The 12645-nt window shown below is 60.2% G+C and carries 12 protein-coding genes and 4 pseudogenes; 15 read left to right on the top strand and 1 reads right to left on the bottom strand.

The window, feature by feature from the left end; genetic code table 11:
- Window positions 1-5: 5 nt before the first annotated feature.
- From OMP40_RS32960 to OMP40_RS32915, 11 genes and pseudogenes are all read left to right on the top strand, one after another.
- Entirely contained in the window at window positions 6-755 is a 750-nt protein-coding gene (locus OMP40_RS32960; RefSeq protein WP_277537589.1) for an SDR family NAD(P)-dependent oxidoreductase, read from the top strand.
- Window positions 756-780: 25 nt separating this feature from the next.
- The gene (locus OMP40_RS32955; RefSeq protein ID WP_277537587.1) at window positions 781-1881 is read left to right on the top strand and encodes an alanine racemase; all 1101 of its coding nucleotides are present in this window, start codon (window positions 781-783) and stop codon (window positions 1879-1881) included.
- Window positions 1882-1884: 3 nt separating this feature from the next.
- A pseudogene (locus OMP40_RS32950) lies at window positions 1885-2788 on the top strand (SMP-30/gluconolactonase/LRE family protein).
- Window positions 2789-2803: 15 nt separating this feature from the next.
- A pseudogene (locus tag OMP40_RS32945) lies at window positions 2804-3695 on the top strand (fumarylacetoacetate hydrolase family protein).
- A 147-nt stretch (window positions 3696-3842) separates the two neighbouring features.
- A pseudogene (locus tag OMP40_RS42655) lies at window positions 3843-4106 on the top strand (alcohol dehydrogenase catalytic domain-containing protein); the annotation flags it as partial.
- Window positions 4107-4218: 112 nt separating this feature from the next.
- Window positions 4219-4761 (top strand): zinc-dependent alcohol dehydrogenase, encoded by a 543-nt coding sequence (locus OMP40_RS32940; RefSeq protein WP_277538196.1) that lies wholly within the window; start codon window positions 4219-4221, stop codon window positions 4759-4761.
- 281 nt (window positions 4762-5042) lie between these two features.
- Window positions 5043-5750, top strand: a complete 708-nt coding sequence (locus tag OMP40_RS32935; RefSeq protein WP_277537586.1) for an N-acetylmannosamine-6-phosphate 2-epimerase — start codon at window positions 5043-5045, stop codon at window positions 5748-5750.
- Between the two features lie 8 nt (window positions 5751-5758).
- On the top strand, window positions 5759-6694 hold the full coding sequence (locus tag OMP40_RS32930; RefSeq protein ID WP_277537585.1) for an ROK family protein: 936 nt from the start codon (window positions 5759-5761) through the stop codon (window positions 6692-6694).
- Window positions 6628-6807 (top strand): annotated as a pseudogene (locus OMP40_RS42645) (DUF4127 family protein); the annotation flags it as partial. The gene OMP40_RS32930 and the pseudogene OMP40_RS42645, both read left to right, overlap by 67 nt.
- Window positions 6770-7171, top strand: coding sequence for a DUF4127 family protein (locus OMP40_RS32920; protein ID WP_338131351.1), 402 nt, complete (start codon window positions 6770-6772; stop codon window positions 7169-7171). The pseudogene OMP40_RS42645 and the gene OMP40_RS32920, both read left to right, overlap by 38 nt.
- A complete protein-coding gene (locus tag OMP40_RS32915) occupies window positions 7074-8285 on the top strand; it encodes a DUF4127 family protein (RefSeq protein WP_338131350.1) in 1212 nt (403 codons plus the stop codon). The genes OMP40_RS32920 and OMP40_RS32915 overlap by 98 nt, the downstream gene beginning before the upstream one ends.
- Here OMP40_RS32915 and OMP40_RS32910 read toward each other — a convergent pair.
- On the bottom strand, window positions 8227-8691 hold the full coding sequence (locus tag OMP40_RS32910) for a hypothetical protein (RefSeq protein ID WP_277537583.1): 465 nt from the start codon (window positions 8689-8691) through the stop codon (window positions 8227-8229). The two genes, OMP40_RS32915 and OMP40_RS32910, sit on opposite strands and share 59 nt — an antisense overlap.
- A gap of 130 nt (window positions 8692-8821) precedes the next feature.
- Between OMP40_RS32910 and OMP40_RS42640 the strand changes: the two genes are divergently transcribed.
- From OMP40_RS42640 to OMP40_RS32895, 4 genes are all read left to right on the top strand, one after another.
- Window positions 8822-9766: a cache domain-containing protein gene (locus OMP40_RS42640; RefSeq protein WP_420872068.1), complete on the top strand. Its 945-nt coding sequence runs from the start codon at window positions 8822-8824 to the stop codon at window positions 9764-9766.
- Between the two features lie 250 nt (window positions 9767-10016).
- Window positions 10017-10634: a helix-turn-helix transcriptional regulator gene (locus OMP40_RS42635; protein WP_420872101.1), complete on the top strand. Its 618-nt coding sequence runs from the start codon at window positions 10017-10019 to the stop codon at window positions 10632-10634.
- Between the two features lie 174 nt (window positions 10635-10808).
- The gene (locus OMP40_RS32900) at window positions 10809-11702 is read left to right on the top strand and encodes an ABC transporter permease (RefSeq protein WP_277537579.1); all 894 of its coding nucleotides are present in this window, start codon (window positions 10809-10811) and stop codon (window positions 11700-11702) included.
- A 327-nt stretch (window positions 11703-12029) separates the two neighbouring features.
- A complete protein-coding gene (locus tag OMP40_RS32895) occupies window positions 12030-12614 on the top strand; it encodes a carbohydrate ABC transporter permease (protein ID WP_277537575.1) in 585 nt (194 codons plus the stop codon).
- Window positions 12615-12645 lie beyond the last annotated feature (31 nt).

Below are 12645 nucleotides of genomic sequence, written 5' to 3'. Positions count from 1 at the left end.
TGTCCATGCAACGGTTTGTAAATCGCACGGCGCTGGTCACGGGAGCAGGACAAGGCATCGGGTTCGCCATCGCGGAGCGATTCGCGGCCGAGGGGGCGCACGTTCTGCTGGCGGATATCAAGGAATCGGTGTTGATCGAGGCGGAGGCGAAGCTGCAGGCGGCCGGTTATTCGGCTTCCAGGTATGTGCTTGACGTCTCGAACCCCGATCAGGTGGATGAGACTGTCGACCGGATGATCGAGGAGCGGGGCGCGATCCATATCCTCGCCAACAATGCGGGCATCGCCTGGGAAGAGCCGTTCGTCGACATCAAGCACGAGAACTGGCGCCGCATGATCGATGTCAACCTCAACGGCATGTTCTACGTCGCGCAGCGCGTAGCGCGTCATATGAAGGAGCGGGGCGAAGGCGCCATCGTCAATATGGCTTCGACCAACGGCCTGGCCGGCGAGGCGAAGTATGCGCACTACAATGCTTCGAAGGGCGGCATCGTCCTGCTAACGAAGACGATGGCGCTCGAGCTCGGCACTGCCGGCATTCGCGTGAATGCGGTATGCCCAGGTTACATCCAGACGCCGATGTCGGAGGCGATCGACGATCCGGCATTTGTCGAGAACTATATCAACAATCATATTCCGCTGGGCCGCGTCGGCAAGCCGAAGGATGTAGCCGGCGTATTTGCCTTCCTGGCGTCGGACGATGCCGCGTTCATTCACGGCGAATGCATCGTCGTGGACGGCGGCCAGCTGGCCTGAGGAGACCGTACGGGAGGTGAAAGACATGCAAAAATACGAGCTGGATACGCCATGCATCGTGGTCGACCAAGATAAGCTGAAGGCTAACATCGCGCGCGTCCAGCGGCTGGCCGACGAGGCGGGCATCGCGCTTCGGCCCCATGCCAAGACGCACAAGACGCCCCAGATTGCCAGAATGCAGCTGAAGGCCGGCGCGGTCGGCATTACGGTCGCCAAGCTCGGAGAAGCGGAAGCGATGGCGGACGGCGGGATCGGACCGATTCTGATCGCCTATCCGATCGTGGGCAAGACGAAGCTGGAGCGGCTGATGCGACTCGCTGCCCGCGCGGAAGTGACGGTTGCCGTGGACAGCCTGGAGGCGGCCGCCGGCATATCGGACGCCGCAGTCAATGCGGGCATCGTCATGCCGGTCTGGATCGAGGTCGATCCGGGGTACGGCCGGGCGGGCGTTCAGCCGGGAGAAGCGCTATTGCGACTTGGTCGCGAGTTGCGGACATTGGCGGGCATCCGCGTGACCGGCGTACTCGTATTCGCCGGTCAGTCGTACGATGAAGACAGCGATGAAGGGCGCATCCTTGTAGCGGAGCGCGAGGCGGCGACCGCCTTGGCGTCCGCCGAAGCGCTGCGCGGCCTGGGCTTCCCGATCGAATCGGTCAGCGCGGGTTCGACGCCGGTCAGCCGCTTCGCGTCCGCCATGAAGGGCGCGACGGAGATGCGTCCCGGCACATACGTCTTCGGCGATCTGACGCAGGTGAAGGCAAAGGCGATGAACGTTGGGGAATGCGCGCTGACGGTGCTCGTTACCGTCGTCAGCCGACCGGCGCCGGACCGGGCCGTCATCGACGCCGGGACCAAGGTGTTCACGTCGGACGGCGAGGATTCGCCGATCGGCACGGGCCGCGGCTACGTGATCGGGCATCCGGGTATCGAAGTCGCCTGGTTTAACGAAGAGCACGGCGTGCTGCGCCTGCCCCCGGAGGAACGGGAGCTGAAGATCGGCGATAAGCTGGAGATCGTTCCCGTCCACTGCTGCGCCGTCGTTAATATGCTGGACGTGATGCACATGGTCCAAGGGGACGAAGTGAAGGACGTTCTGCCGATCGCCGGACGCGGGAGGGTGAAATAAACGATGCGCCAAGACGAATGGAACCCGGTCGTTTCGTCCGCGCGGCCGGCAGCCTTGGGCGAGGGGCCGTGCTGGGACGAGCGGACCGGCACGCTGCTATGGGTCGACATTACGGGTGCGGCCGTTCGTCGACTTGATCCGTCGAGCGGGCGTTCGGCGTCGTACCCGGCTCCCGAATGGATCAGCGCGATCGTGCCATGCACGAACGGAAGCTGGATCGCGGCTGCCGATCGCAGTCTGTATCGCTGGGAGCCGGAAAACGGGAAATTCGAAGAAATTTTGCGTCTGGAGCTGCCCGGCTCTATTCGCTTCAACGACGGCAAGGCGGGACCGGACGGGCGGCTCTGGATCGGAACGATGGATCGGAGCGGGGGAACGGCCGATCGGCAGCCTGTACCGGATCGATCGCGATATGACCGTCATCGAAGCCGTGCGGGACGTGACTTGCTCCAACGGTCTGGACTGGAGTCCGGACGGCCGCGAGATGTATTACGTCGATTCGGCGATTCGCGAGGTTCGCGCCTATGCCTTCGACGCCGAGCGAGGCGAGCTCGGCGAGAGACGTACGGCGATCCGCCTGGAGGAAGGAACGAATGGGGTACCGGACGGGATGACGCTCGATACCGAGGGCATGCTCTGGGTTGCCCAATGGGGCGCCGCTCGGGTAGCGCGCTGGAATCCGGCCGACGGCTCGCTGCTGGCGCAGGTGCGCCTTCCCGCGCTTCAGCCTTCAAGCTGCGCGTTCGGCGGGGAGCGGCTGCAGACGTTGTACATGACAAGCGCATCCGACGGAATGCGGGAGCCGGAGCTTGACGCTTATCCGCATTCGGGCGCGCTGTTCGCGCTGGATTTGAGCGCCGCCGGGCTGTCGGGCAGGCGGCCGTTCGCATTCGACATGGCTTACTAACTGGAGGTATAAAAGATGAAGCTTCTGCACTATCGGGAAGACGGACGGATTAAACTCGGGATCTCCACCGTTCACGGCGTCCTCGACGTCGAGGCGGCGGAAGGCGGAGCTTCGCCGGAGCTGGCGTCCGCGGACGCTGCGCTTGCGGCGGGAAGCGCGGCGCTGGAGCGGCTTCGCGCGCTGGACCGCCGCGTCTCGGAGCAAGGGCCGGCGGCGTTCGCGGGCGCGCTTCGCCGCGAAGCCGACCTCGCGCTGGAGCCTTGCGTGCTTCGCCCCGGCAAATTGATCTGCGTCGGCCTGAACTACCGCAGGCATGCCGAGGAGACGGGCTCGCCTATTCCGTCCTATCCGATTCTGTTCAATAAATTCGACAACGCGCTGTCCGCCCACGGCCGGGACGTCCGTCTGCCGAAAACTTCGTCCAAGACGGACTACGAGGCCGAGCTTGGCATCGTGATCGGGCGCGAGACGTTTGACGTATCGCCCGAAGAAGCGCTGGATTACGTCGGAGGGTACTGCAATGTGAACGATGTCTCTGCCCGCGACCTGCAGCTGCGAACCTCGCAATGGCTGCTCGGCAAGAGCCTCGACGGCTTCTGCCCGATCGGTCCGTACCTCGTGACGTCTGACGCCGTTCCCGACCCGAACGGGCTCGGCATCCGCTGCTCGGTTAACGGCGAGCTTCGCCAGAACTCGAATACGAGCGACATGATCTTCGATTGCCGTATGATCGTCAGCTATATTTCCCGCCATATGACGCTGCGGCCGGGGGGATCTGATCATGACCGGCACGCCGGAGGGCGTCGTGCTCGGGTATCCCGAGGAACGCCAAGTTTATTTGAAGCCGGGCGACATCGTCACGGTCGAGATCGACGGTCTCGGCGCGCTGACGAACCGGTTCGTCTAAAGGAGTGCTAAACGTCATGAAAGCATTGGTCTATACCGCCCCCCGAAGAGATGAAGCTGATGGAATGTCAGGCGCCCGTGCCCGGACCGGAAGAAGTGCTGATCCGGGTCGTCTACTCGGGCATTTGCGGCTCGGAGCTGAGCGGGTATATGGGGCATAACTCGCTGCGCAAGCCCCCCGATGATTTTCGGTCACGAGCTGTCCGGCACGATCGAGACCGCAGGCCCCGAAGGCGAAGCGCGCGGTCTGCGCGCGGGCATGCGCGTCACCGCCAACCCGCTCGTGACCTGCGGCAAGTGCCGCTACTGTCTCGCCGGTCAGGAGTCCTTGTGTCCGGAACGCAAGCTGCTTAGCGCCGCCCTGCCCGGAAGCAACGCCGAGTTCGTCAAAGTGCCGGCCGCGTTCGTGCACCCGCTGCCCGATCACGTGACGCTGGCGGACGGCGCTTTGACGGAGCCCGTCGCCTGCGGCGCGCGCGTAGCCGAGCTGACGGCTGCCCGGTCCCGAGGACACGGTGCTCGTCATGGGCATGGGGCCGATCGGCATTTTCGCGCTTCAGGCGGTGCTGCTCAGCGGAGCCGGCCGGGTCATCGCGGTCGATCTGAGCGACGATCGGCTCACCTTCGCTTCTTCGCTGGGCGCGATCGCCGTCAACCCGCGGACCGAGGACCTTGCCTCGCGTATCCGGGAATTGACGGGCGGACTGGGCGTCAGCGCGGCGATCGACGCGGTCGGGGCCGCCGAGACGCGCCGCCAGTGCGCCGAATCGGTCATGAACGGGGGAAGACTCGTCTTCACGGGACTTCATCGGGCCGAGACTGCGCTTGACTTCAACGATCTGGTGCGACGGGAGCTCAAGATCGCGGGCTCGTTCGCCTATTCGAAGGCGAACTTCAAGCAGGCGTTCGACTGGATCGCCGAGGGACGCATCGGGCTGGGCGACCGGATCGAGATCGCGCCGCTGGCGGACGGAGCCAAATGGTTCGACAAGCTGGTCCGGGCGCCGGGCCGCGAGATCAAGGTGCTGCTGCAGGTGTCCGAATCGCCGGACGCGACTTCCCATTGATACGAAAGCTTCATTACCGGCTCGGCGTCGACACTGAAATTTTCGTCCATATTTGACGACAGTCGATAGGACAAGCGCCGCCGAAAAGGGGCCCGCCAGCGAAAGAAGCGCCCATCCCCGTGCGGTGGGCGCTGTTCGCCGTTGAGCGCGTTTTCATTTTTTGCGTCTTTGTATCTTTATTTGCGCGCAGCCATGCAAATATCGAGCATTTCCAATTCGCGCTGCACTCGGTATCGTAAAAAAGTCGGGGAAAATCATCAGGCTCAGGAGGAGGTCGTGGCATGGAAACGATATTGGACCGTTTGCGAAGTAAACTCGTTGTATCCTGCCAGGCATACGAAGGAGAGGCGTTGTTCGGGAGCGAGATGATGGCCCGCATGGCGCTCGCGGCCAAGCGCGGCGGGGCGGCGGGCATCCGCGCCAACCATCCGGACGACATCCGGGCGATCAAGCGCAAGACGGGGCTGCCGGTCATCGGCATTTGGAAAAAAGATTACGAAAGTTCCGACGTGTACATCACTCCGACGTTAAATGATGCGCTGGCCGTTCGCCGAGCCGGCGCAGAGATCGTCGCCATGGACGCGACGGGGCGGGACCGTCCGGGCGGGGAAAGCCTGCGGGATATCGTTCAGGAAATGAAAAAGCAGGAGGGTCTTCTGCTGATGGCCGACGTGTCCACCGTCGAGGAAGGCGAATACGCGCAGCGCATCGGATTCGATCTCGTCTCGACGACGCTGTCCGGCTATACGCCGTACAGTCCGAAAAGCGACGAGCCCGATTACGCGCTGCTCGAAGCGCTCGCCGGGCGGCTGTCCGTTCCCGTGGTCGCCGAGGGCCGCATCCAGACGCCTGCCCAGGCGGCAAGATGTTTGCGTCTTGGCGCTTGTTTCGTCGTCGTCGGGACGGCGATTACGCGTCCGCACCTGTTGACTGAAATGTTCGTGAAGGGCCTGGAACAAACAGACTTCCCGACCGTCGTGCCGGAATGAAACGCGTTGTGCTGGCTTTCGATATTGGCGGAACGAATGTCAAATCGGGTTTGATCGACGATAGCGGCGCGCTCCTGACCAGGCAGACGGCTCCGTCGCAAGCGAAGCTCGGAAGAGACGCGCTGCTGACGCGGCTTCATGCGTTGATCGGCGAATACCGGAGGGCAGCATCCGAGCGGAATGCGGAGATCGCGGCGATCGGGATCGGCACGGCGGGCTATGTCGATCGGCACGGGACGGTCGCCTACGCGACCGGCAACATTCCGGGATGGACCGGCGTCCGTCTGCAACAGGATCTTGCGTCCCTCTACACAATGCCGGTCAGCGTCGTGAACGACGTATTCGCGATCGCCGCAGGCGAAGCGTGGACGGGAGCCGGCCGTTCGTTCGAACGCTTTTTATGCGTATCGCTCGGAACCGGCATCGGGGCTTGCCTCTGGGAGGACGGCAAGCCGTATCCGGGGGATGAGGGGTTTGCCGGCGCGATCGGCCATCAGGTGATCGAGATCGCAGGCAGGCTTTGCACCTGCGGACAGCGCGGCTGCTGGGAAGCGTATGCGTCCGTGAGCGCGCTGAGCGCGATGCTGAACGAAGCCGGAGAGAAACGTCGATTCGCGACGCCCGAGCAGTTGTTCGAATTCGCGCGCGCCGGAGACCTGAAGGCGCTGGAGCTCGTCCGCAGGTATGCCGGATACGTGGCTGCGGGCTTGCTCAATTCCTTGTACGCGTTAAATGTAAAAAAAAATCGTATTGACGGGCGCGATCGCGCAACAAGGCGTTTTTCTTGCCGATCTGATCCGCCGGCATATCGCGGATACTGCGATGCCGATCTTTGTACGGGACGACTTCGAGATCGTCACCTCCGAGCTCGGAGACGATGCGGGCGTCGTCGGCGCGGCCCGTCCGGTTATACATCATGCCAAATAGGGAGGCGATTGCCTTGAAAAGCATCGTATACTTGCCGTTGGACGAAAGACCTTGCAATTACGACTTCCCTCAATATCTGGCCGACTTAACCGATCTGGAGCTTCGGGTTCCGCCTCGCGCCATGTTGGGCTGCAAAAAAAAGGCCTTCCGATCCGGACCGCGTACGGGATTGGCTGCTCGAACAAGTCCGTACGGCGGATTATGCCATCTTGTCCATCGACCAGCTCGTATACGGCGGCATCGTTCCCTCGCGCCTGCATCGTTTGACGGAAGCGGCTTGTATGGAGCGACTGACGCTTGCGAGACAATTAAAAGAAATCAACCCATCCGTCAAGCTGCTCGCCTTCAACCTGATCATGCGGGCGCCGGCCTATTCGAGCAGCGAGGAGGAGCCGGATTATTACGCCCTCTACGGCGCGGAATTATGCGAGCGGGGGGAAGCTGCTCGATCGGCGTCAAATCGGATGGACGGCGGAAGAGCAGTCTCGGTTTGACGAGCTGCTTAGGCGAATTCCGCCGGAAGTCGTCGCGGAGTTCGACGAGCGGAGAAGAACGAACGCCGTCGTTAATGAAGCGGCGATCGATCTGGTCCGCGAAGGGATCGTCGACCATCTGACGATTCCGCTCGACGACAACGCCGAATATGGCTTCACGGCGATGGAGCAGCGTCGATTGAAGCTGAAGGTCGTATCGTCGAAGCTGTCCCACGCCGTCTCCATCTATCCGGGCGCGGACGAGATCGGCTGCACCCTGCTCGCGCGGGCATTTACGGAAGCGAAGCAGTTCCGCCCTGGCGTATTCGTGCGGTACTCGGCCTCGAAGGGACCGTTTGTCATTCCGAAGTACGAGGACCGCAGCCTTCAGGAGAGCATCAAGTCGCATCTTCATGAAGCGGGCGCGCTGTTCGCGGACCATGCCGGCGATGCCGATGCCGTTCTGATGGTCCACGCTCCGGCCGTGGACGGAACGGCGGCCGCCGAGGTGGATACGCCGTACGAAGAGCGGCACCGCAGCTACAGCTCGGAAGCGAACCTGTCGTCGTTCGCCGATGCGATCGCGTATTATGCCGATCGAGGCAAGGTCGTCGCGCTCGCGGATGTCGCGCTGTCCAACGGAGCGGACTTCGCGCTGATGGATTTGCTGGCAGCCAGACGGCTTATTCCGCGGCTGAATTCCTATGCAGCCTGGAATACCTCGGGCAATTCGCTGGGCACCGTCATCGCGCATACGGTCATCGAAGCGTACTACAGAGGCGAGGGGCAAAGGGAGGACAACGCGGAGCGAAGACGTCGGAGCCGATGGAACCTCATGTACCGGCTGCTCGACGACTGGGGCTACCAGGCGAACGTGCGCACCCAAGTATGCCTGGCCGAGCTTCCGCGGCTCGGCGCAGATTATTTTAACCTGACGCACGTAAAGGCAAAAGTGGAAGGGATCATCGAGGACGGAATGAACGCTTTTATCCGGGAATCGATACGTCCGCTATTCGGCAGAAGTTATGCCGTATCGAAGGTGGATCTGTCTTGGGAGCGGATGTTCGAGCTTTCATTTACGCTGATCGAACAAGAGGAAGAAGCGGAGTTGTCTGCGTCGGGAGCAGTTCAATAGTACATACAAGGGGGGCGTCCCGATGTTCAGCAAGCTCCGCTTCTTCCGCAAAATGTCCTTTCAGGCCCAAATGTTGTCCGGCACCTTGTTTCTCAGCCTTTTTCCCGTCGCGCTGCTCGGAATCGCTTCCACGTGGCTGCTGGTATCGGGCGTGCAGCAAGAAGCGGATCGAAGCCACCGCATGATCCTGAAGCAGATCGAGTACCAGCTCAACGTGTTCCTGGCAGACCTTAAGGTGTCCTCGCTGCAAATTTCCGAAGATCTGATTATCCGGGAGTCGTTCATGCGAGGCATCTCCCGGGATCAGTTCCGATCGACGATGAGCATGATCGATACGATCAAAAAGTACAGAAGCGTGACCCGGACCCCGTTCGGCGTCACGCTTGTTTACCCCCGTCATCGTCAAGCCTATTCCACGCAATACGGATTGTCGTCCATCGATAGTCGTTACTACCGTCAAGTCGCCGCGATCGTCAATGCGCGATACATGGGCATCACGATCGTGACCCCCCGATACGTATCCGGGACAGGGCGACTTGCTGATCGTGAAGCCCGTGTCGGTCGACAACGAAATCGACGGCATCGTTCTGCTGCACGTCGACATCACCAAGTTTTACGAATATTTGCACCAAGTCGACATCGGCTCGACCAGCGTGCTGGTCGTGGACAGCCGCGGCCGCATCGTGCTCAGTCCGAATCGGGAGGAGATCGGCACGCGGATCTCTTCTACGTCCAGCCTGTACGCGTACTGGACGAACCCTGCCGCGACATCGGGCGCGACCGAGATCGGCGGCGAGACCTACAGCGTGACGACATTCAAGTCGCCCGCCAATTCGTGGACCTATGTGGCGATGACGCCGGAAAAGGAACTGAACCGGAAGGCAGGTCAAATCGCTTCGCTAACCTGGTGGATCGTCGCCGCCCTTGTCGTGCTGTGGGGCACCGTCGTATTTATAGGCGTCTATCGGTTGTACATGCCGATCCATCGCGTGTTTCAGAAGCTGCCCGCTCCTTCGGGCCGAAGGGGAGACACGATCACGGCGATCGATTCGTACGTGAGCGACATCCGGGAGGCGAACGAGAAGTTGAGCGGCCAACTGTTCGAACAGCTGCCTCTCGTCCGGGAAAACGTCGTGCTGCAGCTGCTGCACGGGAGCGTTCCGGAAGAAGAGATGCTGGAGCGAATGCGTCGGTACGATCGAACTTTTCAGGGGGGCTGTATTTTATACGGGGATTGTGGAGATCGACGCCCTTCACGAATTTATGCAAATGTTCCGGCAGGAGGACCGCACGTCGATGATGAGCGAGCTGTCTGCGATCGTGCGCGGCGCATGCGAAAATGCCTTCAATTGCATCGCCGTGACGCCCAGGCCGGGCCAGGTCGCCTTCATCGCCGCATCCGGACGTTCGGACGACGGCGAAGAGGCCGCGATCGCGGGCTTGTGCGACGATATTCGCCGGGAGATCCGCGAGCGCTATAAATTTACAGTCACGGCGGCCATCGCGCCGCCGACGGACGCCCTGCGAGAACTCGGGCAAGGCTACCAGCTTGCCCAGGAATATTTGAGTTTTCGCTATTTGCTCGGTCCCGACGCGACCATTACCCGGCACGATGTTGAGCGGTCCGACCGAATCGGGTCCGCAGACCGGATTACGGCAGCCTGGTACAAACGAATATTAACCAGCGTATCCGAAGGCGATTATGTCCTTGCAGAGGAACAATTCGGTCTCATGTTCGCGGAGCTGCCCCGTCATCTGCCCGACGACCGGATGATTCTGGGCGTGCTGACGTACTTCCTGGAGGAGATCGATCAGTTGATGCAGGACATTCAAGGCCGATCCCTCCAAGATTTGCTCGGCTTTAATCCCTATACGGACTTGTACGCTCAAAACACGCTCGGGCGTATGCGGGACTGGTTTCACAATCGGTTTTTCCCTTCGATTCGCCTGCAGTTGGAGCAGATTACGGTGGACAAAAGCCGGCTCATCGCCGAACGGACGCTGCAATACATCCAGCAGCACTACGACGAGGATTTCTCGCTTCAGCAGCTGGCCGGCGCGTTCGGCGTGTCCTCCGCACAGCTCAGCCGATATTTCAAGCAGACGATGAACGTCAATTTCGTCGACTACGTCATTCATTATCGGATATCCAAGGCGAAGGAATGGCTCGCGTATACCGATATGCCGATCAAGGACATCTCCGACCGGCTGAGATATACGACCACACAAAATTTCACGCGCGTATTCAAGCAAATCGTCGGCATTCCGCCCGGGCAATACCGCAATGACTGCATACAAGGTTCGCGTACGGCGAATGCCAAAGATAACGGAGATAACGGCTCGAATTAAGCCGTTATCTTTTTTTTGCGCAGTTGTATCTTTGCCTTTGACGATACCGCGCAAATAACGAGAATTTCCCTTAACCGAACAATTCGATATCGTCAAAGCATAAGCGGAAAGGGGGGGATTAGTTTGAGAGAACGAACGGGAGAAATGGCATTGAAACGGCCGGGCAGGACACGAATGAGAGACATCCGCAAGAACAAGTATATCTACTTGATCCTGCTGCCGGGTCTCCTCTATTACGGCATTTTCTGCTACGCGCCGATGTACGGCATCCAGCTCGCATTCAAGGATTTCAGGGCGATCGAAGGAATCTGGGGCAGTCCGTTCGTCGGCTTGAAGCATTACGCGTACATTTTCAAGGATCAGGAGTTTTGGCAGGCCTTTCGGAATACGATCGAGATCAGCTTCAGCCGTCTGCTATTCCAGTTCCCGGTGCCGATCGTGCTCGCGTTGCTGCTTAATGAGCTGCGGGAAGGCAGGTACAAGAAGTGGCTGCAGACGCTGTTCACCTTCCCGAACTTCCTGTCCTGGGTCATCGTATCCGGTATGATCGTCAACGTGTTCGGCACCGAAGGGGCCGTCAATCACCTGCTGACGCTGTTCGGCGGGAACGAGCAAATGTTCCTGGCCAACCAGGAGCTGTTCCGGCCGCTCCTCTACCTGTCGGATATTTGGAAAAGCTCGGGCTGGGTCGCCATCATCTACCTGGCTACGATCGCTTCGATCAGCCCGGACCTGTACGAAGCTTCGTATATGGACGGCGCCAACCGGTTCCAGCGCATGCTGTACATTACGTGGCCGGGTATCCGATCCGCCGTCGTGCTTATGCTGCTGCTGTCGGTGGGCAATACGATGAACGCGGGCTTCGACCAAATATTCAATATGTACAATCCGGCCGTGCTGCCCGTCAGCGATATTCTGGACACCTACATCTACCGCGTCACCTTCCAGACGTCCGGGGACTTCGGCTTCAGCACCGCCGTCGGTTTGTTCAAATCGCTCATCAATTTCGCGCTGCTGGTGCTGTTCGACCGGTTGGCGAAGGCAGTCGGCGAACGGGGCATTTTCTAACATGAAGGAGGTGTCGGAGGTGGGCTCCGAACGTAATTCGGACGGACAGACGCGCAAAATCAACTGGTTTTACGTCCTCAATGCCGCGCTGCTGGGACTGCTGGCCTTGACCATCCTGTATCCGTTCTACAATGCGGTTCTAATTTCGCTGGTGTCTCAAAAAGGAATACATGACGACGCCGTTCATGCTGTGGCCGACCGAGATCACGTTCGATGCGTACGCCTACATTTTCAGCAGCTCCCGTATTTTCCATGGCTATACGAATACGCTGCTAATCCTGGTGCTCGGCGTGCCCTACAATATGCTCGCGACGGCCTTTACCGCGTATGCGTTATCCAGAGAACGCTTTCCCGGCAAAAAAAATCGCCACCGCGCTGGTCGTGTTCACGATGTACTTCAGCGGCGGTCTTATCCCGCTGTACCTGCTCGTAAGAGACCTGGGCATCATGAACAGCCTGGCCTCCGTCATTCTTGTATACGGTGCCAATACGTTCTATCTGCTGCTTATGCGCAGCTACTTCGCCGAGATTCCGTTGGCGCTGGAGGAATCGGCCAAAATCGACGGCGCCAACGATCTCGTCATTCTGCTGCGGATCATGCTGCCGCTGTCGATGCCGATCGTGGCGACCGTGACGCTGTTCTTCTCGGTCGATCGCTGGAACGAATGGTTTAATGCGATGCTGTTCCTGCGGGAAGGGGATAAGTGGCCGCTGCAGCTCGTGCTTCGCAGCATCGTCATGTCGACGATCGACGACATCGGCAGCCGCAATGTCTCCATCCGCAAAACCGTGTTCGAGGATGGCGTGAAAATGGCCGCGGTATTCATCACGATGGCGCCGATCATGTTCACGTATCCCTTCCTGCAGAAATACTTTTTGAAAGGCATGCTGGTCGGGTCGGTCAAATCGTGACAGCCGATATTTACGGAGCTCGCGCTCTTTA

The organism is Cohnella rhizosphaerae (genome assembly GCF_029525575.1).
Taxonomy (GTDB): Bacteria; Bacillota; Bacilli; order Paenibacillales; family Paenibacillaceae; genus Cohnella; species Cohnella rhizosphaerae.
Note: the sequence above shows the minus strand (reverse complement) of the source record. Positions and strands in the feature narration are given on the sequence as shown.